The following is a 24,594-nucleotide window of genomic DNA, read 5'->3' as shown; positions in this document are numbered from 1 at the left end:
TCCCGCTGCGGCCGTCGCTAAAGACGGCCTCGCCGATCTGCCCGCCGTCGCGCCCGTGATGGGCTGCGCCGACGTGCTCGGGCTCGACCTCGGCGGCGTCACCGACGCGCCGGTCACCCTGCGCTCGGCCACCGTCGTGACCGCGGGCGCGCCGGCGCCCTACTGCGAGGTCCGGGGCACCGTCGCGCCCGCGAACACGATCGTCGTGCGGCTGCCCGTCGACGGCTGGACCCAGCGCTACGTGCAGACCGGCTGCGGCGGCCTCTGCGGCAACGCGAACATCAACTACGGGCAGGCGGCGACCTGCCCGCCGATCGCGGACGGCACCGTCGCGAGCGCCACCACCGACATGGGCCACCAGGGCCGGCCCGACGGCTCGTGGGCCGCCGGCGACCCGCAGGCGCAGCTCGACTTCGCCTACCGGGGCGTGCACGTGACGGCCGAGACCGCCAAGGCGATCATCACGGCGTTCTACGGCCGGTCGCCGGCCTACTCCTACTTCACCGGATGCTCCGACGGCGGCCGCGAGGGCCTCATGGCGGCGCAGCGCTTCCCCGGCGACTTCGACGGCATCGCCGCCGGCGCGCCCGCGAACAACATGGCCGTGCAGAACACCTTCCACCACGCGTGGAACGTGCTGGCCAACCGCGACGCCGACGGCGAATACATCCTGCTGGCCGGCAAGCTCCCGCTGATCCACGCGGCGGTGCTCGCCGCATGCGACAAACTGGACGGCCTCCGCGACGGCCAGATCGACGACCCGCGGCTCTGCCGCTTCGACCCGGCCCGCCTGCGCTGCCACGCCGGCCAGGACCCGGCGACCTGCCTGTCGGCGGCCGAGGCCGCGGTCGTCCGTCGGCTGCACGACGGCGCCGTCGACGCGCGGGGCCGCCGGCTGGAGCCGGCCGTGTCCCACGAGTGGGGATCCGAGCTCGAGTGGACCCTGTTCGTGCCGGCGGCACAGGGCCAGACGGTCGCCAGCGAGAACTTCGCGCTCTCCTACCTGCGCTACCTGGCCGACCCGAACGAGGCGCGACCCGGCTACCAGCTGTCGGACCTGTCGTTCACCGTGGAGTCGTTCTGGCGGACGGTGCTGCCCTCCTCGACCTACCTGGCCGCCATGGACCCCGACCTGAGCGCCTTCCGGCGCGGCGGCGGCAAGCTGCTGCTCTGGCACGGCTGGAACGACCAGCACATCTCGCCCCGGTCGACGCTGGCCTACTACGACGCCCTGCGCGCCACGATGGGCGCGTCGACGGTCGACCGCTTCGCCAAGCTCTACCTGCTCCCGGGTATGGCGCACTGCGGCGGCGGCGAGGGCCCGAACACCTTCGACATCCTCACCCCGGTGATGGCCTGGGTGGAGAGCGGCCGCCCGCCCGCCCGGATCGTCGCCGCGAAGACCACCGGCCGCACCCGGCCGGTGTACCCCTACCCGACGGTCGCCCGGTACGACGGCACCGGCAGCACGGACGACGCGGCGAACTTCGTCGCCCACACGCCGCGCGTGCCGGTCCGCAACGACCTCGACTGGGTCGGCAGGCCGCTGTACTCGCACGGATACCAGACCTGGCCCCGGGTCGTGGACGGCCGGCTCGTCCTCAGGTAGATATAGTCCGGCGTCGGTGAAGAGGAATCGCTGCACCGCGGACCGGCGCTCACCGAGCGGGGCATGGGCGCGCCGCCCAGCTCGGCAACCTCCACCGCGAGACCACCGACGAGGAGTCGGCCGCGGCCGACTCCTCGTGGCGCGCCGGCGTCCGCTACTTCGACACCGCGCCGCACTACGGCGTCCGGGCGCTAACGTGCGACGGGTGGAGCTCGACTTCTCCGACCCCGACTTCCTGCGGGACCCGTACCCCGCGCTGGCCCGGCTACGGGAGCGGTCCCCGGTGAGCCGGCACGCCCCGACGGGCATGTGGCTGGCGGCAGGCTATGCCGCGGCGAACGCCGTGCTCCGCGACCGCCGGCTGGGACGCTTCTGGCACGACCGGGAACCGGCCGAGATCTACGAGCCGTTCAACCTGCTGCACCGCCACCAGATGATGGAGAACGAGCCACCCGACCACACCCGGCTACGCTCCCTGGTCGCCAAGGCCTTCGCCCGCGGCCACGTCGAACGCCTGCGCCCGGCCGTAGCCGCCGAGGCCGCCGCGTTGCTGAAAGCCGCCGCCCCGGAGTTCGACCTCCTAGCCGACTTCGCCGAGCCGCTGGCGGTCACGGTCATCGCGGAACTGCTCGGCGTCCCCGCCCCCGACCGCCACCGACTGCGCCCCTGGTCGGCCGCGCTGGTGCGAATGTACGAGGTGTCACCACCGCAGGAGGCCGAGGTCGCCGCCCTGACCGCCTGCCGCGAATTCGCCGCCTACATGTCCGACCTGGCCGCCCGCCGCCGCGCCGACCCCCGAGACGACCTCGTCTCCCACCTGGTCGCCGTCCGAGACGGCACCGACCGCCTCTCCGCCGAGGAGCTGGTAGCCTCCGCGATCCTGCTCCTCAACGCCGGCCACGAGGCCTCGGTCAACACCCTCGGCGGCGGCATGGTCGCCCTACTCCGCCACCCCGCCCAACTGGCCCGCCTCCGCGCCGACCGCACCCTGCTACCCACCGCGACCGAGGAGATGATCCGCTACGACGCACCCCTACACCTCTTCACCCGCACCGCAGCCGCCGACGTACCCCTCCCCGGCGCCACCATCCCGGCCGGCGCGGAGGTGGCAGCCCTGATCGGCGCGGCCAACCGCGACCCAGCCACCTTCCCCAACCCGGACACCTTCGACATCGCCCGCGACCCCAACCCCCACCTGGGCTTCGGCGCCGGCCTCCACTTCTGCCTCGGCGCCCCCCTTGCCCGCATCGAACTACAGGCCGCCGTCACCGCCCTCCTGAACCACACACCCACCCTGGCCTTGACCGCCGACCCGGTCCGCCGCCCAACCTTCGTCCTACGCGCCTACAACACCGTCCCACTGACAACCCGCTCATCCTGACCTCACCGCCCCTGCCCCGCCCTCCTGCCCCGCCCTCCTGCCCCGCCCTCCTGCCCCGCCCTCCTGCCCCGCCCTCCTGCCCCGCCCTCCTGCCCCGCCCTCCTGCCTCGGCCGGTTCCTGCCTGTTGGCTGGTTGCGCTGGCGGCACTGCACCCGGGCTGCTGCGTAACCGCTACCGTCCGCGCCCCACGGACCGCACAGAATTCGGCTTGTGTTGGTGATCAGCAGTTGGAGCGTCGATGACCGGCCTCAAAGCCGGCTACACGTGGTCCTGGAACTGGTCATGGTCTGGGCTGTGCATCTGCACCGGTCCTTCCGACTCATCCGAGGCGCCTGAACTCCGACCAGCGCCGCGCCGCAAGTCCGGGATGTGATGCCCGACTCGCGCCGCCGGCCCGGGCACGGAGACCTCAGAGGTCATCACTCGGCTGCCGCATCGACCTCTGCTGTCTTCGGACTCTCTTGTCGGTGGTCCCTGCTGTGTGCGGTGAATACGACAGTGACGAAACCGATGGGTTCACCATTATCATCCGCAATCCAGGTTGTGCTTTCATGATTTTGGCAGGTTTGAGCGACATCGCTAGCCTGAGAAGAAAGCCAGTCAGGATAGACGCGTTTGTAGATATCCTCGCCAAGCACCTTCTCGAAAGATTCGAATACGAGAGCCCAAGCCCGCAGGGAGAATTCGGCGACCTTCCCGACATCCGCGCCGACCAGCGCCCTAATCATGATCGACATGCGGCGAGCCTGTAACGGCCGTCAATCGGCTTTCGGCCTGCGCGCGGCGGCGCGTTCATTGCTCAGTAAGCCCTTCCAACGTGACCCGGCCCGCGCCTCCCGCAGGCGGTCGCCGGCTCGGATGCCACCGGCCGAGGCCGGCTGGAATCGCTCAGCGGGACGATCCTTGAGTGTGGGCGATGTCCAAGGCCGCGTAGCACGTAGTTCCCAACTCCAGCGCGTCGATAATTTGGGCGAGTGCGTTGCTCTCATCTCCAGCCTTCACCTGGGTTGATGACTTGGGGGCGAGCGCGTCGCTCTCACCCCCCACCTTCGCCCGCGTCGCGGAGTTCGACTTGTGGTGATGAGCTGGGTGTTTGTGTTCGTTGGCGGGCGGCACCTGTTGGTTGTCGGTCTCCTGATCTCGAACAGGCGTCCGGCCTGCCGGAAATGATCACGATGCGGACCCGGTCGGTGCGGCCGCATCCGGCTGCTGGTGCGGTTCCGACAAGCCCCTTCGGTGGTGCGAGGTTGTCGGCTGGCGCGCTTCGCAGGGGCACACCGCTCGCGGGTAGGGCTGCGGGTGCCGGTCGGGCGTGGCTCAGGTAGGTGCAGGAGCCGTGGCCGGGGTCTGTCGGCGGGTCCCGCCCGGCTTGTGGTTTCGTCTGGCGACGGCGTCTGGGCGGGCTCCTCCTGGCCGCCCGTCTCGCATTGCCGATGTGCCGTGGCGGGCTTCATCGGGTCAGCGGTCTTGTCTGGCTGGTGTGCTGTGGCGGGTTTCGGCTGGTCAGTGGACTTCTCTGGCGGGTGTGTCTCGGCCGGGTTCGGCTGGTCAGGGGTCTTGTTTGGTTGTTGTGCTGTGGCGGGTTTCGGCTGGTCAGTGGACTTCTCTGGCGGGTGTGTCTCGGCCGGGTTCGGCTGGTCAGGGGTCTTGTTTGGTTGTTGTGCTGTGGCGGGTTTCGGCTGGTCAGCGGACTTCTCTGGCGGGTGTGTCTCGGCCGGGTTCGGCTGGTCAGGGGTCTTGTTTGGTTGTTGTGCTGTGGCGGGTTTCGGCTGGTCAGCGGACTTCTCTGGCTGGTGTGTCTTGGCAGGTTTCATCTGGCCAGCGGCCGTGCCTGGCGGGTGTGTCTCGGCTTGTTCCGTGTGCTCGGTGGCTTCGTCCGGCCGGTGGGTCTCGGCCGGTTCGGTCTGGTCGGTGACGGTGTCTGGGTGGTGTGCCGTGGCGGGTTCGGCCTGGTCTGTGGGTGTGGTGCGCTGCTGGCGGCGTCGCAGCGGCGGCGGATCGTGGTGGGTCGAGGTGGTGTGGTTCGGCGTCGGGTGTGGTGTCTGTTCGGTGTGGAGGGGCCGGGCCGACGGCGGGGTTGTGGTGCGTGGCGTGGCAGGGTTTGGCGTGGGGTGTTCGCCGGGTGGGTTGTGTAGTTGGCGTAGGCGGCGGGCGTGGCGTTGTGTCAGGCCCCAGGTGCGGTGTCGTTCGTGGTCGCGGCGGAACTGGTCGCGTTCGGGGGAGTAGTTGCGGGATGCGGTGCGGTCGCGCATGGCGGCCAATTCGCCGCGACTGAAGAATTGAAGCTGCCGCTGCATGTATTCATTATCCCGAACCGACTGACAGTTTTCCCTCTCAGGCCAATGTCGATCATGCCAACTTCGCAATTAGAATTGAGTCTACATTGATGGATCGGGTGGCGGTTTCCGCCTGTGTCAATGGACTCCGATACCTCGGAATTGGGCCAAAGTTGCTCAAATTTGGGTTCGGCACTCGAGCTGGCTCAATCGTGCCTGTGATTTGTGAATGGGTATGTGTGGCGGCTCACGCGGTGGGCCTTGAAGCCTGGAGGGAGGGGTGCGGTCGTGCTCCTGTTCCTCGCAGGAGTCGCCGGTGCTCCATGCGATGCGGGGTGGGCTGCTCGCCGCTCCCTCGCTCAACGCGTTGCTCCGCGTGATCGTGAACGTCGGCCGGGGGTCAGGCGCGTTTCGCGGGTTGGTCGCTGAGGAGTGCGGCGAGGATGTCGTCGGCGTAGGCGGTGCGGGCCGGGCCGTGCTTCGGCAGCAGGTCGGGGGCGGTGCGCAGCAGTTGGAGCTGGCCCAGGTAGGTGCTGTAGGCGAGGAGTGCCCGGCGCCGGGCCCGGGCCGGGGAGAAGCCCAGTTCCCGGAAGAGCGCGGTGATGTAGCCCAGCCGCTGCTCGGTCACGTCGGCCAGGGCCGACGCCACGAGCGGGTGGTCGGCGTCCGCGAGCAGCGCCAGGTCGGCATCGGTACGCGCCGGCGGGGCGAACACCTGGGTGAAGAGCTGCCTCAGCCGCTCCGAGGCGGGCGCGTCGCCGGACTCCAGGCGTTCGATGATCGACGTGGTGCTGGCCTGCCGCCACAGCTGTAGCGCGGCCTGGACCAGCTCCTCCCGGCCGCCGAAGTGCCAGTAGAAGCTGCCCTTCGTGGTGCCGAGCCGGGTTGCCAGCGGCTCAACCGCCACCGCGGCCAGCCCTCCGCTGCTCAACGCGTCCAGGGCGGCGGACGCCCATTGTTCCCGGCTCAGTCTCGACACATTCCGTACGCTACCGTATGGTCCAACCATACGGCACCGTATGGATGGAGTGGCGATGGGACAGCGACTGGATTCTGAGGTGGCGGCATGAAACGGGGGGTCGCCGCCGGAGGCAGCGCGCTGTTCTTCGCGCTCGCGCCAGGCACCGTCGCGGGCCTGCTGCCCTGGGCTCTGACCGGGTGGCAGGCCGACGCCACGCTGCCGTGGGTCGTGCGTGGACTCGGCGTGCTGATGATCCTCGCCGGTCTCCTGGTGATCGTGCCGGCGTTCGTGCGGTTCGTCGTGGACGGCGCGGGCACCCCGGCCCCGGTGGCGCAGACCGACCGCCTGGTGGTCCGCGGCCCGTACCGTTTCGTTCGAAATCCCATGTACATCGCGGTGGTGCTGGCCATCGTCGGCCAGGCCTTGCTGCTCGGCAGCGCCGTGCTCTTCCTGTACGCCCTGGTGGCGGGCGCCACGATGTTCGGCTTCGTGAAGCTGTACGAGGAGCCGCACCTGTCGCGCGTCTACGGAGCCGAGTACGAGGCCTACCGCCGCGCGGTGCCCGGCTGGTGGCCACGGCTTCGGCGGTCGGGGGCGCAGCGGCGGACTCCACCGGGAGTTAGCACGAGGCGCCTGCTCCGCGGATCGCGACCGTGGGGCTGGTTAACAGTGGTGGAGTTGATCGCTCGACTGGCCGGTGGGCCCCGGCCGGGTTGGTGGCTCGACGGCCGGTGGGTCGAGTGAGGGTTGGTAGCTAGGCCGGCCGGTGGGTCGAGTGAGGGTTGGTAGCTAGGCCGGCCGGTGGGTCGCGGCTGGGTTGGTGGCCTGACCTGGCGGTGGGGTGCGGGTAGGGGCGGTGGTCTGGCCCGCTGGTCGGCTGCGAAGGGACGGTGGTTTGGCCTGTGCGGGAGCGTCGCCGGCGAGGTGGAGATCTGGTCGGTGGGGCTCGGGTGGGAGATCTGGTGTCGGGTCGGCTACGGTGGGATGCGTTGCAGTCGTATTGTAAAGACTGGGGTTGCGATGCATGTGATCGAGCTGTCCGAGATAACCGCCGGTATGCCGGCCCTGGTCGGTGGTAAGGCGGCCGGTCTGGCCGAGTTGATTCGGCAGGGTGAGCGGGTGCCGCCGGGCTTCTGCGTCACCACCGAGGCGTATCGGCTCGGCGTATTGCCCGAGGCCGAGATTCTTGACGCGTATGCGCGGCTCGGTGGCGGGGCGGTGGCGGTGCGGTCCAGTGCGACCGCTGAGGATCTGCCTGACGCGAGCTTTGCCGGGCAGCACGACACCGTCCTCGGCGTCACCGGCGCCGATGAGCTGCTCGCCGCCGTCGGGAAGTGCTGGGAGTCGCTGCACAGCGCCCGGGCGGTCGCTTACCGCGACGCACACGGCATCGATCATGACGCGGTCCTGATGGCGGTCGTTGTGCAGCGGATGGTCGATGCCGGGACGGCGGGGGTGCTGTTCACCGCGAACCCGCTCACCGGCAGCCGCGCCGAGATGATGGTCGACGCCGCGCCTGGTGTCGGCACGGCCGTGGTCGAGGGTGCCGCCGGGGTGGATCACTATGTTCTCGGCGCGGGGGAGCCGGCCGGCGGTGGGTGTGTGCCGCCGGGGCGGCTGGGCGAGTTGAGGGCGCTGGGGGAGCGGGTGCAGGATCGCGCGGGCGGTCCGCAGGACGTGGAGTGGGCGGTCGACCGGGACGGGACGCTCTGGCTGTTGCAGTCGCGACCGATCACCACCCTGTTCCCGCTGCCGCCCGTCAGCACCAGGCCGCAGCCCAGGGTCTACTTCGAGTTCGGGCACGTGCAGGGCATGCTCCAGCCGGTCACCCCGATGGGCATGTCGACTCTCAAGGTCCAGGTGGCGGGGATGCTCGCGGCTCTCGGCGTACGGGCGGAGATCGTCGATATCGGCGGGCGCCTCTACGGTGATCTTACCGACCTGGCGCGCCACCCTGCCGGGCGGAAGCGGCTGGTCAGGCTCATGGCGGTCGATTTCGGGCCGCGGGCGCAGGCGGCCATGGAGCATGTCCTGGCCGATCCGCGGTTCGCGCCCGGCGGGGGTGGCGGGCCGCGCGGTCAGGGCGCGGCGGCACCCTCCCCGCGTACCGTCGTGCGTGCGGTGAGCGGGATTGTCCGCAGCCTGGCCCGGCCGGACGCGGCGCGGGAGCGGGTGTTCCGGGCGATCGAGCGGTTGCGGCTCGGGTCGGCCGCGCCCGGCGACCTGCGTGGCGCCGCCGACCGGCTGGCGTTCGTCGGGGCGCGGGGCGCGGCGGACGGCGCCGACGACATCACCTGGCCGATCGTGGCCGGCATGATCGCCGCCGCGCTGCCGGAGCGGCTGCTGCGGGGCATCGCCGGGGCGGATGAGATCCACATTGTCATGGGCGGGATGCCGCACAACGTCACCATCGAAATGGATCTCGCGCTGTGGCTGCTCGCCGGGCGCGCCGGTGAGCACCGCGAGCTGCTGCTCGGCACGCCGCCGGGGGAGCTCGCCGACCGGTACCGGGCCGGGACGCTTCCGGAGATCGGCCTGGCCGCGTTCCTTGAGAGGTACGGCCATCGCGGCGTCGCCGAGGTCGACCTCGGGGTGCCGCGGTGGGAGGAGGATCCGGCGCCGGTCTTCGCCATGATCGCGAACTGTCTCCGGGTCACGGATCCCGAGCAGGCACCCGACCGGCGCTTCGAGCGGGCGGCCGTGGCCGCCGAGGCGGCCCTCGACGAGCTGGTCGCGCGGGCACGGCGGCGGCGGCCGGTGCGGGGGCGGATCGCCGGGTTCCTGCTGCGGCGGGCGCGGGCGCTGGCGGGCCTGCGGGAGGCGGGCAAGTTCGCGGGCCTCTACGCGCTGCGGGAGATGCGGCGGCAGCTCCTGCTCGTCGGCGCCGAACTGGCCGCCGCCGGGCGGCTGGAAGGGCCGGACGACATCATGTTCGTGACGCTCGACGAGGCGCACGACGCCGTGCACGCCGGCACCGACCTGCGGGAGATCGTCGCCGACCGGCGGGCGGTGCACCTGCGGGAGCTGCGTCGCCGGGCGGTGCCGGTGGCGCTGCTGTCGGACGGCACGGACGTCGAGGCCGTGCTGCCGGCACCGTCCGATTCGGGCGACGCGCTGCGCGGCGTCGGTGCGTCGGCGGGCCGGGTGACCGGGCCCGCCCGGGTGGTGCACGACCCGGCCACCGCCCGCGTCGAACCGGGCGACATCCTGGTCGCGGCGACCACGGACCCCGGCTGGACCCCGCTGTTCCTCACCGCCGGCGCGCTGGTGACGGAGACCGGGGCGGTCATGGCGCACGGGCCGACGGTCGCCCGGGAGTACGGCATCCCGGCGGTGATCTGCGTGCCCGGCGCCACCTGGAAGATCACCACCGGGCAACTCGTCACGGTGGACGGTGCGGCCGGAACCGTCACGCCGGTGGCGGGCTGAACGGACTCGGCCTCTATCCCGTTGTTCGCCATCGTCGGCGCGCTGGTGGCGGAGATTCGGCGCGTGGGCCGGCGGTCGCCCGCGAATGCGGATCCGGGCGGTGACCGGGTGGCTTGTCACGGTGGACGGTGCGGCGGACCTTCACGCCGATGGCGGGGCTGAGCGGACCGGCCTGGTCCGTCGTTCGTCATCGTCGGCGTGCTGGTGGCAGAGATTCGGCGCGCGGGCCGGTGGTCGCCCGGAGTCGTTTCGGCGGCGGCCTGAGTGGACTCGGGCTTGACCCGTTGTTCGTCACAGTCGGCGTGCTGGTGGCGGAGATTCGGCGCGTGGGCCGGCGGCTGCCCGGGAATGCCGGGAACCGGGCGGGCTTGTCACGGTGAATGGCGTGGTGCGGATCGGGGCGGTCTTGGCGCACAGGTCGATGGTTTCCCGTTGACCACTAGGTGGCTTGTCGTGGCGGGCTGAGCGGATTCGGGCGTGGGTCGCGGAGGTCGGGGCGGTATTGGCCCGTGGGCCGATGGTCGCTCTTGGACGATGCGGCCGGAACTGTCGCGCCGGTGATCCCGGTGTCCTCAATGGCCGGTTCGGGTTGCGGCGGCGTGGGCCTGATCAGTCCGACCGGGAGGCCCCCCGCCTGGGAATACTCGCTGGCGCGGACCGGGAATCGTGCGATAGCATTAGCACCCTTTTGTAATAACATCACACGTTTTGATGGCGCGGACCGACGAGGGAGGCGCCGTCATTTCAGCTCTCGAGAAGGAGACTGGAGAAGGGCTCTGTCCGCTATCGGCGCGACTGCGCCGAAAGCGGAGGCACGGTCCCGCACCGGCCGGCTTGCCCCACTCGAGGAGGCCTCGTGAACGCTCGACCGCACACCGTGTGCGCGATCGTCGGCTATGACGGATCTCCGGCGGCGAGCGCCGTCATCGACGTCGGCACGGCGCTGTTCCCGCGGGCCCGCGCCTGGATGACCCACATGTGGAGCCCGCCGTTCGCCAGCGAGACCCTGCGCCGGCGGCTGTGGGCCGGCACCGGGCACGTCGACGACTTCGTCGACGCCATCGAGCGTGAGGGCGAGCGGGAGGCCGCCCGGATCGCCGGCGTCGGGGTCACGCTCGCCAAGGCCGCCGGGTGGGACGCCGAGCCGCTCGTCCGGCGCATCTACGGCGGCGAGGGGCTGGAGTTCGCCCAGCTCGCCGAGAAGTTCGATCCGGACCTGGTGCTGCTCGGCTCCCGCGGGCTGGGCGGCACCGCCGCCGCGCTGGGCAGCGTCTCCGACGTGGCCGCGCACTACACGCCGCGGCCCGTGCTCGTCGCGCCGCACCCGATGCTGCTCGCCGAGCAGGAGGCGCTCGCCGCCGGGCCGGTGCTGGTCGGCTGGGACGGATCCGCGGGCGCCGAGGCCGCGTACGAGACGGCAGTGCGGCTCTTCCCGGGCCGGGAGGTGCTGCGCGTGCGGGTGGAGCAGGCCGGCGAGCACGATGACGGCGCCGGGGTCGTCACGGTGCGGGCCGCCCACCGGCACGGGCGCTCGGCGCACTCCGTCGCCGAGGCGCTGGCGGGCGCGGCCCGGGCGCGGGGTGCCGCGCTGCTGGTCGTCGGTTCGCAGGGCCATTCGATGGTCCGGGAGATGCTGCTCGGCAGCGTCACGATGGGCGCGCTGCACCTGGCGCACCGGCCGGTCATGGTCGTGCCGCGGCGCGACCGCGCGTCCGCATAGCCGCCGGGGCGGCCGGTCCGGGAAATGCGTATCGGCCGATCCGATTCGGACCGGGTGCGGGTGATTACTCCCGGCGATCGTGAACCGGTTCAGGGTGCCGTCCGGGCGCGGACCGGCGATCAGGTCGAATTCGGCTGATCCGGCCGCCCGGCCAATTCCGTCGATGGGACGGCCGGCGGGGAGTCCCGGCCGGGTCCCGCGCCACCTTGATCCGCAGTGCGGCCGGCGCCGGTAAAGACGCAGGTGGCCCAGGGAATGCCGTTGCGATTGCGGCCCCCGCGAAATTCGCAACGGCACCTGTGGCCGTTAACCGGTCAGCGCTTGCTGTGGAACGCTTCGACGATCGAGCTCGGGATGCGACCACGCTCGGACACGTCGTAGCCGTTCTTGGCGGCCCATTCCCGGATCGCCTGGTTCTGCTCGCGGTTCGTCCGGGCGGGTGCGGCAGCCGTGCCGCGGGACGGGATGCGACCGCCGGCGCCGCTGCGGCCGACCCGGGAAGCGACCGCGAGGTACGGGTCCAGCGCCTTACGCAGCTTCCCGGTGTTCTTCTCGGAAAGGTCGATGGTGTAACTCACGCCATCGAGACCGAATTCGATGGTGCGGTCCGCTTCGCTGCCGTCGATGTCATCGGTCAGCAGGGTGACGATCGTCTTTGCCATGGTGTGGTCGCTCCCGAAACGCTGCGCAGTGAGGCATCAGGTGAATGCCTGCATTCGTACTACCATAGCGGCTCAGTTGAACGACCCGTCAGGCGCGGTGGAATGCGACGGGGAAATCAGTCACGAAGGCATTGCATTAGGTGGCGGCCGCGCCGGCGGGGCGCTGGAGATGAGCGAATCGCCCACATGCCTCCGGAATTCCAGCCGTGTGGTTAAGCGTGTCGATCCGCCGGAGCAATTCGGCGTGGCCGTCACGGCAGCAGCAGGTTCACGTCGCCGAACTCGTGCCACAGGTACCCCGCGTCGAGCGCCGCCGCGTAGCAGCGCTCCAGCAGCGGCGTGCCGGCGACCGCCGCGAGCAGGTCCAGGTGCGAGGCACGTGGCTCGTGGAAGCCGGTCAGCAGGCCGTCGACCACCCGCAGCCCGCGCTCCGGGGTGATCACGAGATCGGTCCAGCCGTGCGCCGGGCCGGCCCCGGCGCTCTCCAGCGCGCGCACCGCGGTCGTGCCGACCGCGATGACGCGGCCACCGTCGGCCTGGGCCCGCGCGACGGCCCGCGCGGTGCCCGGCGGCACCGAGAAGCGTTCCGGGTACGGCCGCTCGTGCGCCTCCGGCGAGGCGACCCCGGTGTGCAGCAGCACGGGTACGACGCCGACGCCCGCCAGCACGAGCCGGGTCACCATGGCGTGGGTGAACGGCCGGCCGGCGCTCGGCATCTCGGCGCTGCCGGGGTGGACGCCGAACACGGTCTGGTAGTACTCGAGCGGCCAAGGGCGCCGCACGTAGCCGTACCGGATCGGCCTGCCGTGCGCGCGCAGCAGGTCGGGCACGGACGCGGCGCCGGCGGTGTCGACGTCGGCGCGCCACAGCCGCCCGGCCGAGTACCGCTCGCGCAGGGTCACCGCGCCGCCGCCCGGCAGCGGATACCGCCCGCCCTCGGCACCGTCCGGATAGGGCGCGGTGGCCTTGCCGCTGCGCCGGCGCAGCTCGACCAGCCACGATCCGTCGTCGCTCTCGGTGGAGAAGTGGACGGTCAGCGGGCCGCGGGAGACCGGTACCGCGGCCGGCAGGGTGGCCGAGGTGTTGACGACAAGCACGTCGCCGGCGCGCAGCAGCCCCGGCAGGTCGGTGAACCGGTGATGCCGCACGGTGCCGCCGGCCCGCTCGCCGACCAGCAGGCGTACCCCGTCGCGGGTCCGGCCCCGCGCCTCCGGCGGCTCGTGCGCCTCCAGCGCGGCGGGCAGCGCGAAGTCGAGCAGCGCCGTCACCGGCCGGCCCCGGCGAGCAGGTCGGCGAGGCGGATGCGCCCCGACGGCGGCGCGTCGCCGAGCAGCCGCCGGAAGGCCGGCACCACGGTCGCGGGCAGCGGCCGGTCGCTGATGTCCTGCCCGGGGAAGGCCTCCTGGTGCATCCGGGTACGCAGGTCGCCGGGGTCGACCGACCACACCCGCACGGCCGGCTCCTCCGCGGCGATGACCCGGCCGGCCTGCTCGATCGCCGCCTTCGCCGAGCCGTACCCGCCCCAGCCCGGGTAGGCCTCGACGGCCGCGTCGGAGGTGATGGTGACGATCGCGCCGCGGCGGGACCGTAGCCCCGGCAGCGCGAGCTGGATCAGCGCGAGCGGCGCGACCACGTTCACCTCGTACACCTCGCGCAGCGCGCCGAGCGGGTAGTCCGCCAGCGGCGGTTGCGGGCTTGGCCCCAGGATGCCGGCGTTGTTGACAAGCAGGTCGGTGCCGCCGAGCCGGTCGGCCGCGGCGATCAGGGCGTGCCGGTGCGCGGCGTCGGTGACGTCGCCGGGCACGGCGACGACCCGGTCCACGTCGAACTTCGCCATCGCGGCGGCAAGGTCGCCGGCGCCCCGGGCGTCGACGACGAGCCGCCAGCCGGCGTCGGCCAGCCCGGCGGTGAGCGCGAGCCCGAGCCCTCGGGACGCGCCGGTGATGATCGCGACAGGCATCGCTGATCTCCTTTCCACGCCGTCGACGCTAGGTATCCGCGGACCGGTCGCCATCGGCCCGCCGTACCCGCCGTTGGACCTAGGTCCAGCGCCCGATCCGGGTTCGGCGGCCGGTGGGTACGGTTCAGGGGTGACCGGCTGCGGCCGCGCCGAGCTGCGCGAGGTGAGTGAGGCGGTGCTTGCCGTCACCGCCCGCCTGTCCGTGCACGATGTACTGAAGACGATCGTCGCGTCCGCCCGGCGGCTGCTCGGCGCCCGGTACGCGGCCCTTGGCCTGCCCGGCCCCGACGACACGTTCGGCGAGTTCATCACCGACGGCATCAGCGACGAGCGGGCGCGGGCGATCGGCCCGATGCCCCGCCAGCACGGCCTGCTCGCCGCGATGCTGCGCGACCGGAACCCGGTCCGGCTCGCCGACGTGCGCTCCCATCCGAGCTTCGGCTGGTGGCCCGCCGCGCATCCGGAGCTCACCGACTTCATCGGCGTGCCGATCCTGCACGGCGACGAGATCCTCGGCACCCTGTTCCTGGCCAACCGGCGCGAGGCGGGCGGCTTCAGCGCGGCCGACGAGGAGCTGCTGCGGCTGCTCGCGGCGCACGCCGCGATCGCGCTGGTGAACGCCCGCCTGTACGAGCGCAGCCGCGAACTGTCCATCGTGGCCGAGCGCAACCGCATCGCCCGCGAGCTGCACGACGCGGTGACCCAGAAGCTGTTCAGTCTCCGGCTGACGGCCGACGCCGCGGCGATGCTGGTGTCCCGGGATGCCGCGCGGGCGGCGGCCGAGCTGGACACGGTGCGCCGCCTCGCCGCCGAGGCGACCGAGGAGCTGCGGGCGATCGTGGTCGGGCTGCGCCCGGTCGACCTGTCCGGCGACGGCCTGGACACGGCGCTGCGCAAGCAGACGGACCTGCTCGACCGGGTGCACCGGCCCGCGGTGCGGTTCGCCGGAGCCCCGGTGCCGCGCCTTCCGGCCGTACGCGAGGAGGCGGCGTACCGGATCGCCCAGGAGGCGATGCACAACGCGCTGCGCCACGCCGAGCCGGGCCGGGTCACTGTCGCCGTGCGTACGGATGACGGTTCGGTCGTGCTGGAGGTGACCGACGACGGGCGGGGATTCGACCCGCTGACGCCGACGCGCCAGTTCGGCCTGGCGTCGATGCGCGAGCGCGCCCGCGCCGCCGGTGGCCGGCTCGAGGTGCTGTCCCGGCCGGGCGCGGGCACGACCGTGCGGCTGGTGGTGCCGGCCGATGGCTGAGCCGATCCGGGTGCTCGTGGTGGACGACCATCCGGTCGTCCGGCAGGGGCTGCGCACGTTCCTCGACCTGCAGGACGACCTGACCGTTGTCGGCGAGGCGGCCGACGGCGCGGGCGCGGTGGCCGCCGCGACGGAGCTGCGGCCCGACGTGGTGCTGCTGGACCTGCGGATGCCCGGCGCCGACGGCGTGGTGGCGCTGCGCGGCCTGCGCTCGTCGGGCAACGCCGCGCGGGTACTGATCATCACGAGCTTCACCGAGCCGGCCGCGGTGCTGCCGGCGCTGCGGGCGGGCGCGGCCGGCTGCGTGTACAAGGACATCGATCCGCCGGCGCTCGCGGCCGCGATCCGGGCTGTGCACACCGGCCACGTGCTGCTGCACCCCGACGTCGCGCGGCTGCTCGCCGAGGGCGAGACGGGGGGCGAGACCCGGCGCGGCGGCGCGCGCCTGACCGGGCGGGAGCGCGAGGTGCTGGCCGCCATCGCGCGGGGCCGCGCGAACCGGGAGATCGCCCGGGAGCTCGGGCTGTCGGAGAAGACCGTCAAGACCCACGTCAGCGCGATCCTCGCCAAGCTCGGCGTCCAGGACCGCACCCAGGCCGCGCTGCACGCCGTCCGCGCCGGAATCGTCAGCAACTGACCCGACTGGGGCCGGAAACCGTTGACATGCGGAAAGTGAACGTTAACATCGTGAACACATAGACGGGCATCGTTACGTTGCGCCCGGCACTCCGGCGGCAGCGGACGCGAGGGACGCCACCTTCACGCCCGTCCACCGACCCATACGGAGTACCGATGAAGCACAGAGGAACGCCGCGCCGCGCCGCGTTGCTGGCCGCCGTCACGACCGCGGTGGCCGCCGCCGTCGTGGTCGGCGGCACCGAGGCCTCCGCGGCCGCCTGCGGTGCGCTGTCTTACCAGGCCGAGGCGACGCTGTCCGGCAGCACCTGGACCGCTCGCCGCGGCGGCACGACGGTGTACACCGGCACCGACATGCGCGCCGCCGTCCAGGCCGCCATCAGCAGCCTGCCCGCCCGCACCGCGAAGCAGAACGTGGTGGTCCGCGGCTCGGGCTCGATCAGCGCCAACTCGCGGATCTCGCTGCCCAGCTACACGCTGCTGGACGTCTGCGGCACGATCAACGTCACCGGCTCGGGCTCGGGCGACCAGGCGCCGGTCTACTCCCGCGGCACCCGCGACGTCGAGGTCGCGCACCTCAACGTGACCGGGGCGCCGCTGTACGGCATCTTCCTGCGCAGCGTGTCCAACGTCGTCCTCGGCCAGATCGACATGCGGCTCTCCGCCGGCCTCGGCGTCCGCATCGACAACTACGGCGACACGAGCGTGATGTCGAAGAACATCCGGCTCGACAGCGCCTACGTCTCCGGCGCGAGCTCGCACGCCGTGGAGACCTACGGCGTCGACGGCATCACCATCGGCACCGTCACGGCCCGTAGCGTCGGCGAGTCCGGCCTGCTGCTCAACCAGACGATCAACGCGACCGTCGGCACCGTCGACGCGGAGAACGCCGGCACCGGCACCGGCTACGCGGCGTTCCGCATGGCCAACCGCAACGGCCGCGTCGGCAGCGGCTATCCGACGAACATCCGGGTCGGCACGGTCAAGGCGCGCGGCGGCGGCCGCGGGGTGTTCTGCGTCTCGGAGAGCGGCGGGGCGACCATCGCCAACGTGGACATCGCCAACACCGGCAACAACTCGGTGCTGGTGGAGAACTGCTACAACGTCGTCATCGCCGGCAGCTCCGGGACGATCAGCGGCGGCGGCGAGGTGCGCATCGCCTCGCGGACCGAGTTCGCCCCGTCGTCGGACATCCACTTCCAGAACCTGCGGGTGAGCAACACCAACATCCGGTGGAGCCCGTGCACCGGCACGAACAACACCATCAGCAACGTGACCAGGACGAACTCGACACTCACCTGGTGCTGACCCGAGTGGGCCGGTGCCCGTCGGTGGCGCCGGCCCGTGCCGGAACCCGCCGGCGACGCCTCAGGACGACGGGGCCACGCTGTCGAGGTCCTGCAACTGCTGGGCGAGGTGGTTGTTCAGGGCGCCCTGGTAGCTCTCCGCGAGCTGGCCGAGGCGTTCGATCTCGTCCAGCAGGGCGGCGCGCTTGGCACCCAGGCTGTTCATCGCCTCGCTGTGGTTGCGCCGCGCGTCGGCCTCGATGGTGCCGGCCTTGAGCTGCGCGTCGCTGGTGATCTGGAGCGACTTGTCCTGTGCGTCGGCGAGCAGCGACTCCGACTCCTTGCGGGCGTCGCGCATGTGGTCGTCGGCGGTGCGCTGCGCCATCATCAGGACCCGGGCGTTGCGGTCCTCCCCGTCGGGTGACATGGCCGGCCCCGACGGTACGGAGTTGCGGGCCTGCTCGAGGCGGGCCTGCACGCTGCGGGCGTTCTGCTCGGCCCGGGCGCGGGCCTCCTGCAACCGCTCGAGCTGCGCGCTGAGCTCGGAGAACTCGGCGTTGAGCGCCGACGCCGATGCCGACGGGCCGGGGCCGCTCGGGCCGCCGCGCTGCACCTGGTTGTGCAGGGCGTTGTTCTCCTCCAGGAGACGGGTCAGCTCCTGCTCGAGCTCGTCCAGGAACGCGTCGACCTCCTCCTCGTCATACCCGCGCTTGCCTATCGGGGGCTTCTTGAAGGCCATGTTGTGGATGTCGGCCGGCGTTAACGGCATCGTGCTCCTCGAATCAGCGGGCGTGCGGGCATGCGGCCGGAATCCTACGCAACATCGCCGGGCGGTGGGCGCTGGTCCAGCCTCAGCGAGTCGTTACCGTCGTCACGCGGTCCCGATCGGGGTCCAGTCGAGGTACTTGCCGGTGCGGTCGTCGCCGGACGAGCGACCGCGCAGGCGCCGGTTCACCCACGGCAGGACGTGCTCGCGGTAGTAGCGGGCCTCGGCGAGCACCTGGCGCCCCTCGCGCGGCCCCGGCGCGACGACGTGCGCGGCGCGGGCGTGGCCCAGCGCGGTGAGCACCAGGCCCGCCACCCGCTGGTGCCCGGCGGCGTTGAGGTGCAGCCGGTCCGCCGACCAGTAGGCGGCGCCGCGGATCTCGGCGTCGCGGAAGACGTCGACCATCTCGATGTGGTAACGCTCGGTCAGCTCGACGGTCGCGGCGGTGAGCAGCTCACCCTTGCGGCGCATGGACCGCCCGAACGGCAGCCGGGCCGAGGGGTCCGCGCCGCTGAGCACCACCAGCCGTACGCCGGCCTCGGCGCACCGCCGGATCGCCCGTTCGAGGAGCTCGACGAGGCGGGACATGTCGGTGCCGGGCCGCATCATGTCGTTGCCGCCACCGTTGAGCGTGATGAGCGTCGGCGCGGGCGTCAGCGCGAGCGCCGCCTCCAGCTGGCCGGCCACGATCGGCTCGAGCAGGCGGCCGCGGATCGCCAGGTTGGCGTAGCTCACCTCCCCGGTCAGCTCGGCGGCCAGCCCCGCGGCCACCAGGTCGGCCCAGCCGCGCACCGATCCGTCGGGCAGCTCGTCGCCCATGCCCTCGGTGAAGCTGTCGCCGATCGCCACGTACCGCATCGTGACACCCTCCCTCACACCTGTCCCGGAGCCCTCAAGTTACCCGGGGGTACCCCGTTCGGGCTGCCCGGGTGCTGCTCATTCACTGGGGATGAGGCACGAATCACGCCGGACGGCGACGATCCCTTTCCATGACCGAGGGAACGAGCACCGCCGGTCCCGGGCCAGCGACCGCACATGGGCGACGGCTGGCGATCCTGCTGGCCATGGCGATGTTCGTGCTGGTCGTCGACACCTCATTGATGAACGTGTCGATCGCCTCGGTGGTGCGGGACCTGGATACGACCGTGAGCGGGGTGCAGGCGGCGATCGCGCTCGAGGCGCTGGTGTCGGCCGCGTTCATCCTGATCGGCGGCAAGGTCGGCGACCTCATCGGCCGCAAGCGGGCGTACGTGCTGGGCCTGCTCGGCTACGCCACCGGTGCCCTCGCGATGGCGCTCGCGCAGAGCCTGTCGACGATCATCATCTTCTGGGCGGTGCTCGGCGGCATCGGGGCCTCGCTCCTGCTGCCCGGCATGCAGTCGCTGATTCACGGCAACTTCGCCGGCGCGGAGCAGAAGCGGGTGTACGCCCTGGTCGGCGCCGCGGCCGCGATCGCCGCCGCGGTCGGTCCGCTGCTCGGCGGCTTCATCACCACCTATCTCTCCTGGCGCATCGCGTTCCTCGGCGAGGTCGTCATCATCGCGGTGGTGCTCTCCGGCATCGGCATCGTCCGCGACGTGCCGTACACCGGGCCCCGCGACATCGACGTCGCCGGCGCGTGCCTGTCCGTCGTGGGGATGGGCGGCATCGTGCTGGGCATCCTGGTGTGGCAGGAGGGCGGCGAGTCCGTGGTCGCGCTGCTGGCGATCGGCGCCGCCGCGATGGCCGGGCTGGTCTACTGGCTGCTGCGGCGCAAGCGCCGCGGTCAGCCGGCGCTGCTGGATCCGGACCTGTTCCGGTCCAAGATCTTCCGGCTGGGCATCACGCAGCAGATGCTCCAGCAGATCGCCCTGGGCGGGACGATGATCGCGCTGCCGATCTACCTCCAGATGGTGCTCGAGTACAACGCGATGCAGGCCGGCCTCTCCCTCGCGCCGCTCTCGCTCAGCATGTTCGCGGTGGCGTTGCTCGCCGGCAAGAAGGCGGGCGACCGCCGCCCGAGCGGCATCGTCCGGTGGGGATTCCTGCTGCTCACGGCGGGCCTCCTGCTGCTCGTCCCGATCGTGCCCCGTGCTGAGTTCGGCTGGGGCCTGGTGCCGCCCCTGCTGATCGCCGGCAGCGGCCTCGGCCTGCTGGTGTCCCAGCTCAACAACTACACGCTCGCCCCGATCTCGCAGGAGCGGGTGAGCGAGGCCGCCAGCGCGAACTCGGCGGCCGGGTCGTTCGGGCTGTCGTTCGGGCTGGCGTTCGCCGGCGCCGTCATGCTGGCGACCCTGTCGATCACCTTCACCGCGATGGCGCAGGCCAGCACCGTGCTCCCGCCCGCCGAACAGCAGCGCGTCGCGCAGGTGCTGGAGGAGGACGCCCAGGTCATGACCAACACCCAGCTCGGTGAGCTGCTCGCCGGCCAGCCGCAGCAGGTGCAGGACGAGATCATCCGCATCAACACGGAGGCGCGCCCGTTCGCCCTTCAGGTGGCCCTACTCATCCCGATCCTCGCCGGGCTCCTCGGGCTGTTCAACTCGTTCCGCATGATGCGCCTGCCCGATCCCGTGGCGTCGGGCCCCGCCGAGGAAACGCTCATCGGCTGACGATCCGCCCACCGGAAGGGTCAGGAGAAGGGGTGGCGATGCCGGCGGTGCACGTGCTACTCCTCGGCCGTGGGCTTCGCCGCGGCGAAGGTGGTGGTGACCACCTGGCCGGCGACGCGCTCCTGCTGGCGGCCCAGCAGCGCGAGCGCCCGGCGGTCCGCCGCGTTGGGGACGCTGCCGGTGAGGCTGCGCGGCGACAGCCGGCCCTCGAGGACGGCCGAGACCTCGATGCTCAGCACCAGCGTCTGGCTGATGAGGTACAGCAGGGTGAAGACACCCACCACGGTCGCGAAGCTGCCGTACACGGGCCCGGCCCGGGCCACCAGGGCGGGCAGGACCGACGTCGCGGTCCTGAGCAGGGCGGTGACGACGAGGGCGCCGAGCACGCCGCCCGCCCAGATGTCGGCGACGCGCAGCGGCCGGCAGACCAGCACCTTGTGCGTCAGGGTGAGGACGGCGAAGAGCGCGGCGACGGTGGCGACGGCAGAGGCGCTGCGCTGGACGGTGGGCAGTCGCAGGAGGGAGTCGGTGATCAGGGCCGACGCGGCGGCCAGCAGGGCGCAGACGAACGTCAGGATCATCACGGAGACCGCCCGCACGTACTGACGGGTCAGGCCGAACCGGTCCCGCCACGGGACACCCCAGATCCGGTTCAGGGCGAAGTAGACGGCGAGCACCCCGCCGGTGCCGGCGAACAGCAGGCCGATCAGACCGACGGCGAGCGGAACCCCGCTCGGCGGGAGGCGGGCCAGGGCCTGCTCGACCTCGGGCTGGAGCTCGGGCCGGACGAGGTGATCGAGCACCCGCTGCTGCAGGTCGGGGCGCGACTGGAGCGTCGCGGTGACCGCGGCGGTGGCGAGCAGCATGAGGGGGAACAGGCTGAGGAATCCGTAGTAGGTGATCAGGGCCGCCATGCGGGGGCCGCCGTCGTCGAAGTACTTGCGCACTACCGCGACGGGCAGGCCGAGGAACCGGTGCCGGCGCTGCAGGGCGTCCAGCCGCCGGACGCAACCGGATCCGAACTCGCTGAGGCGGGATCCGGTTCCACCGCTCATGAGATCTGCGCCCCTGCCTTCCTTGCGCAACGATGTCGTAGTCGGATACGGCCACGCTGCCCATCGACCGGGGCCGCCGCCTCATCCCGGCGGGATATAAGCCATCCGGGGTATAGGAGACGTCGATGAACGGCGAGCGACCGCAACCGCCCGGGCCGGGTCTCAAGGAGCGTCTGCTCCGGTCCGCCCTGGACCGCGGGGCGGGCCTGCTGTCGCGGGCCGAGTCCTCGCTGCCGCTGCGCTGCCTGAGACGCTTCGCGGCCATCAACGGCCGCGACAGGTCACTCGTGCTGGGCGGCCAGGCGTTCACCGCCCTCATCCCGCTGCTGATCGTGGTGGCCGCGGCGGCCTCCGGCCGGGGCCCGACGGCGCTGGCCGACCGGCTGGCCGCGCGGTTCCACGTCACCGGCTCCTCGGCACAGGCCATCCGCACGCTCTTCGAGCGTCCGCCCGGCGCCACCGGGGCGTTCACCGTCCTCGGCATTGTCGTGCTGCTGTTCTCCCTGCTGAACCTGACCCGGTCGCTTCAGCGCACGTACGAGTCCGCGTGGCGGCTGCCGGCGATCGGCGTGCGGGGGACGCTCAACGGGGTGACCGCCGTCGGGCTGCTGATCAGCTCGCTGCTGGTGCTGTCGCTGCTTGTCGGCCTGCTGCGTCAGGTGCCGGCCGGCACCGCGTTCGCGGTCGTCCTGCGGGTGGTCATGTCCACGGCGATCTGGCTGCTGTTGCAGTACCTGCTGCTGTCCCGGCGGGTCCAGCTCCGGCGGCTGCTGCCGGGCTCGGTGGTGGCCGGGGTCGGCGGCGCGCTGCTGAACCTGTACTCGGCGGTGTGGATGCCCCGGGTGATCGAGAGCAACGCCGACCGCTACGGGATCATCGGAATCACGTTCGCGCTGCTGACCTGGCTGATTCTGGTCTGCGTCTGCGTGGTCGTCGCCGCCGTCATCGGCGCCGAGATGGGCGGCGCACCCGAGCACCCCGGCCGGCGCTGGCCGGCGGCGCTGTTCGTCCGGGCCGCCGAGGTACCCGGCCAGCCGGACGACGACGCGCTGTGATAGGCGCACGGCGGCCGGCTGGCGCGGCGATCGCACCAGCCGGCAGGTTTCACGGCGCACCGGAACCCTCGGCCCCGGCCGCCGTCAGCCCAGGATGCGCCGCTTCTGGACCTCGAACTCCGCCTCGGTCAGCAGCCCCTGCGCCTTCAGCTCTCCGAGCTGCTTGAGCTGGGCGAGCTTGTCGTCCATCGAGTCGGCCGGCGGCGCGGCGTAGGCCTGCTGGGGCGGCGGCGCGGCGTAGGCCTGCTGGGGTGGCGGCGCGGCGTAGGCCTGCTGTTGCTGCTCCTTGGCCGCCCAGCGCCCGGCCTGCCGGCGCGAGACGCGGTTGGAGACGCTGGTGGCCGTCCCGGCGATGACGGCGGTGCGGGCGACACCGCGAAGTAGACCTGGCATGGCGTTGTTCCTCTCGTACGGGGGTCAGGCGGAGACTTCGGAGGCTTCCAGCGCGGCGAGTGCTTCCTGGATGGGTATCCGTCCGCTCGCGACAAGCCTTCCCCCGCCGTGGCGGATCGCCGACGCGAACGGCCCGGCCCACCTGTTCTCGTACACGAGGATCCCGGCCGAACTGCCCGGTTCGAGCACGGAACCGGCGTGGTGCATGTCCTCGGAGCCGAGCAGGCCCGAGCTCGCCCCCTCGAAGACGGCGAGGTCGAGCTCGCCGTCGTGGTCCAGGTCCGCGATCGCCAGGCCGGCCACCGAGCCGTCGAGTTCCTTGCGGATGAACAGCAGGTCGAGGATCCGGATGATGCCGCGATCGTGCAGATCGACAAGTAGCGGCAGACCCTTGCCGGTCATGCGGTTCCCGGGAAACTCCACCACGATGTAGTCGATCGGGCCCATCTCATCGAGATCGTCTGTCATTTCAGCCCTTCCGGTCAGCTTGGACAACCAGACCTCACGCTGCCCGACAGCGGCTCCCGGTCCTTCACCCCCAGCGGGTGAAAAGGCGGTCGGCCGGATGCGGCCGGCATTGCGCTCATCCGGGCCGGATGACGACGGGAACCTTCGGCGCGGGCGACGGTGGGACTGACTGTCGCGCAGCATCCCGGCTGCGGACGAAAGGCCGCGAACCGAGCCCAGGAGGCAGAACATGGCTGCTTTTACCAACACCGCCGGCACCAGGATGTCGGGAGCGTACGTCGACCGGCGACTGGTGGGAGGCAGCGCGGCCCTCATGACGGTCGGGTTCGTGACCTACGCGATCGGCGCCGCCGTCGGCGCGTACGCGATGTTCGGTGCGGCTCGGCGGTACATCGCGCAGCTCGAGGAGCCGCCGCAGGTCACGGTCCGCCGCCGCTGGGGTCAGGTCCGGACGGCCACCGGCGCCGGCGTCGGCGCCTGGCGCGACTACGACCGTGCGCTGTCCGACTCGGTCCGGTGAGGCCGGGCCGCCCGTGACCCGCAGCGGAAGCGGGGGCTGAGAAGGTCGTCCCGATCGGGGCGCCGAGGAACGAGGCGGTGCACTACCGCCCGTCACCCTCGGCGCCCCGTTCGTCGGCATGCCGCCATGATGGTGCCGCGGGCGCGGAGGCGCGTCATCCGAGCGGGATGAGCGCGCCCGCGGCGGATCACCCGGATGACGGTCCCGGTGGGGTCGCGGGATCCCGCGTGCGCCGTTCGCGCTCGTCGGCGACGCGGTCGAGGCGGATGAGCTGCACGCCGACCCGTTCCACCCGCAGCAGCAGCGCACGGAATTCCTCAGTGGAGAACCAGCCCTCGATGATCGTCTGTCGCGGCACCACCTCCGACCGCATGCCGGCCAGGGCGCCGAGCAGCACCGGTCCGAGCCGATCCGATACGCGGATCTCGTATCTCTCTGTCATCCGATCACCTCCGGGGCGTTCCTCCCTGAACCATCGGCCCCGCGAGCCGATTACGGATCGTCCGCAGGGGATGGCGGCGCGTTAAATCCGGCGGTTGGTGATCAATGCGACAGCACCGCGGCTCGCGC

Annotated in this window: 22 protein-coding genes; 11 read left to right on the top strand and 11 right to left on the bottom strand. The window is 71.9% G+C overall.

All coding sequences use genetic code 11. The features are described 5' to 3' along the window. The first annotated feature begins 58 nt into the window (after positions 1–58). Positions 59–1,609 (top strand): tannase/feruloyl esterase family alpha/beta hydrolase, encoded by a 1,551-nt coding sequence (locus tag BJ971_RS22085; protein WP_221479539.1) that lies wholly within the window; start codon positions 59–61, stop codon positions 1,607–1,609. A 205-nt stretch (positions 1,610–1,814) separates the two neighbouring features. Beyond that, positions 1,815–2,990, top strand: coding sequence for a cytochrome P450 (locus BJ971_RS22080; RefSeq protein ID WP_184995136.1), 1,176 nt, complete (start codon positions 1,815–1,817; stop codon positions 2,988–2,990). Positions 2,991–3,410: 420 nt separating this feature from the next. Here BJ971_RS22080 and BJ971_RS22075 read toward each other — a convergent pair whose 3' ends face one another. Both BJ971_RS22075 and BJ971_RS22070 read right to left on the bottom strand, forming a co-directional pair. Beyond that, complete coding sequence (locus BJ971_RS22075) at positions 3,411–3,728, bottom strand: hypothetical protein (RefSeq protein WP_184995135.1); 318 nt, start codon at positions 3,726–3,728, stop codon at positions 3,411–3,413. 1,939 nt (positions 3,729–5,667) lie between these two features. Continuing rightward, complete coding sequence (locus BJ971_RS22070) at positions 5,668–6,246, bottom strand: TetR/AcrR family transcriptional regulator (RefSeq protein WP_203709427.1); 579 nt, start codon at positions 6,244–6,246, stop codon at positions 5,668–5,670. A gap of 87 nt (positions 6,247–6,333) precedes the next feature. Here BJ971_RS22070 and BJ971_RS22065 point away from each other — a divergent pair, with 87 nt between their 5' ends. The 3 genes from BJ971_RS22065 to BJ971_RS22055 all read left to right on the top strand — a co-directional run bounded on the left by BJ971_RS22065 (position 6,334) and on the right by BJ971_RS22055 (position 11,377). Next, on the top strand, positions 6,334–6,972 hold the full coding sequence (locus BJ971_RS22065; RefSeq protein WP_184995133.1) for a methyltransferase family protein: 639 nt from the start codon (positions 6,334–6,336) through the stop codon (positions 6,970–6,972). 276 nt (positions 6,973–7,248) lie between these two features. Beyond that, a complete protein-coding gene (locus BJ971_RS22060; RefSeq protein ID WP_184995132.1) occupies positions 7,249–9,657 on the top strand; it encodes a PEP/pyruvate-binding domain-containing protein in 2,409 nt (802 codons plus the stop codon). An 856-nt stretch (positions 9,658–10,513) separates the two neighbouring features. Further along, entirely contained in the window at positions 10,514–11,377 is an 864-nt protein-coding gene (locus tag BJ971_RS22055; RefSeq protein ID WP_184995131.1) for a universal stress protein, read from the top strand. A 314-nt stretch (positions 11,378–11,691) separates the two neighbouring features. Here BJ971_RS22055 and BJ971_RS22050 read toward each other — a convergent pair whose 3' ends face one another. The 3 genes from BJ971_RS22050 to BJ971_RS22040 all read right to left on the bottom strand — a co-directional run bounded on the left by BJ971_RS22050 (position 11,692) and on the right by BJ971_RS22040 (position 13,999). Beyond that, positions 11,692–12,039 carry a histone-like nucleoid-structuring protein Lsr2 gene (locus BJ971_RS22050; protein WP_184995130.1) on the bottom strand — a complete coding sequence of 116 codons (348 nt, stop codon included), beginning with the start codon at positions 12,037–12,039 and terminating at the stop codon, positions 11,692–11,694. A gap of 251 nt (positions 12,040–12,290) precedes the next feature. Further along, positions 12,291–13,307, bottom strand: coding sequence for an S-adenosylmethionine:tRNA ribosyltransferase-isomerase (locus BJ971_RS22045; RefSeq protein WP_184995129.1), 1,017 nt, complete (start codon positions 13,305–13,307; stop codon positions 12,291–12,293). Beyond that, positions 13,304–13,999 (bottom strand): SDR family NAD(P)-dependent oxidoreductase, encoded by a 696-nt coding sequence (locus BJ971_RS22040; RefSeq protein WP_184995128.1) that lies wholly within the window; start codon positions 13,997–13,999, stop codon positions 13,304–13,306. The genes BJ971_RS22045 and BJ971_RS22040 overlap by 4 nt, the downstream gene beginning before the upstream one ends. 130 nt (positions 14,000–14,129) lie before the next feature. Here BJ971_RS22040 and BJ971_RS22035 point away from each other — a divergent pair, with 130 nt between their 5' ends. From BJ971_RS22035 to BJ971_RS22025, 3 genes are all read left to right on the top strand, one after another. After that, on the top strand, positions 14,130–15,254 hold the full coding sequence (locus BJ971_RS22035; RefSeq protein WP_239087579.1) for a GAF domain-containing sensor histidine kinase: 1,125 nt from the start codon (positions 14,130–14,132) through the stop codon (positions 15,252–15,254). Next, the gene (locus BJ971_RS22030; protein ID WP_184995127.1) at positions 15,247–15,891 is read left to right on the top strand and encodes a response regulator; all 645 of its coding nucleotides are present in this window, start codon (positions 15,247–15,249) and stop codon (positions 15,889–15,891) included. Before BJ971_RS22035 ends, BJ971_RS22030 begins: the two co-directional genes overlap by 8 nt. A gap of 155 nt (positions 15,892–16,046) precedes the next feature. Further along, on the top strand, positions 16,047–17,198 hold the full coding sequence (locus BJ971_RS22025; protein WP_184995126.1) for a hypothetical protein: 1,152 nt from the start codon (positions 16,047–16,049) through the stop codon (positions 17,196–17,198). A gap of 60 nt (positions 17,199–17,258) precedes the next feature. Here the strand turns inward: BJ971_RS22025 and BJ971_RS22020 are convergent, their stop codons facing one another. Next, complete coding sequence (locus BJ971_RS22020; protein ID WP_184995125.1) at positions 17,259–17,945, bottom strand: DivIVA domain-containing protein; 687 nt, start codon at positions 17,943–17,945, stop codon at positions 17,259–17,261. Positions 17,946–18,047: 102 nt separating this feature from the next. Next, positions 18,048–18,800: an SGNH/GDSL hydrolase family protein gene (locus BJ971_RS22015; RefSeq protein WP_184995124.1), complete on the bottom strand. Its 753-nt coding sequence runs from the start codon at positions 18,798–18,800 to the stop codon at positions 18,048–18,050. A 131-nt stretch (positions 18,801–18,931) separates the two neighbouring features. On the opposite strand from BJ971_RS22015, the gene BJ971_RS22010 reads away from it, so the two are divergent. Then, entirely contained in the window at positions 18,932–20,533 is a 1,602-nt protein-coding gene (locus tag BJ971_RS22010) for an MFS transporter (protein WP_184995123.1), read from the top strand. A 56-nt stretch (positions 20,534–20,589) separates the two neighbouring features. Here the strand turns inward: BJ971_RS22010 and BJ971_RS22005 are convergent, their stop codons facing one another. Further along, positions 20,590–21,588: a YihY/virulence factor BrkB family protein gene (locus tag BJ971_RS22005; protein WP_184995122.1), complete on the bottom strand. Its 999-nt coding sequence runs from the start codon at positions 21,586–21,588 to the stop codon at positions 20,590–20,592. Positions 21,589–21,713: 125 nt separating this feature from the next. Between BJ971_RS22005 and BJ971_RS22000 the strand changes: the two genes are divergently transcribed. Next, positions 21,714–22,643 (top strand): YhjD/YihY/BrkB family envelope integrity protein, encoded by a 930-nt coding sequence (locus tag BJ971_RS22000; protein ID WP_184995121.1) that lies wholly within the window; start codon positions 21,714–21,716, stop codon positions 22,641–22,643. 84 nt (positions 22,644–22,727) lie between these two features. On the opposite strand, the gene BJ971_RS21995 is transcribed toward BJ971_RS22000, so the two are convergent. Both BJ971_RS21995 and BJ971_RS21990 read right to left on the bottom strand, forming a co-directional pair. Further along, positions 22,728–23,036, bottom strand: coding sequence for an SHOCT domain-containing protein (locus BJ971_RS21995; RefSeq protein ID WP_184995120.1), 309 nt, complete (start codon positions 23,034–23,036; stop codon positions 22,728–22,730). Between the two features lie 24 nt (positions 23,037–23,060). Further along, entirely contained in the window at positions 23,061–23,735 is a 675-nt protein-coding gene (locus BJ971_RS21990) for a DUF6325 family protein (RefSeq protein ID WP_239087580.1), read from the bottom strand. Here BJ971_RS21990 and BJ971_RS21985 point away from each other — a divergent pair. Further along, a complete protein-coding gene (locus BJ971_RS21985; protein WP_184995119.1) occupies positions 23,734–24,024 on the top strand; it encodes a hypothetical protein in 291 nt (96 codons plus the stop codon). The genes BJ971_RS21990 and BJ971_RS21985 overlap by 2 nt on opposite strands. A gap of 187 nt (positions 24,025–24,211) precedes the next feature. Here BJ971_RS21985 and BJ971_RS21980 read toward each other — a convergent pair whose 3' ends face one another. Continuing rightward, positions 24,212–24,466, bottom strand: a complete 255-nt coding sequence (locus tag BJ971_RS21980; RefSeq protein WP_184995118.1) for a DUF8691 family protein — start codon at positions 24,464–24,466, stop codon at positions 24,212–24,214. Positions 24,467–24,594: the final 128 nt, after the last annotated feature.

It is taken from the genome of Amorphoplanes digitatis (assembly GCF_014205335.1).
Lineage (GTDB): Bacteria > Actinomycetota > Actinomycetes > Mycobacteriales > Micromonosporaceae > Actinoplanes > Actinoplanes digitatus.
This window is presented reverse-complemented; position numbering and strand designations above follow the sequence as displayed.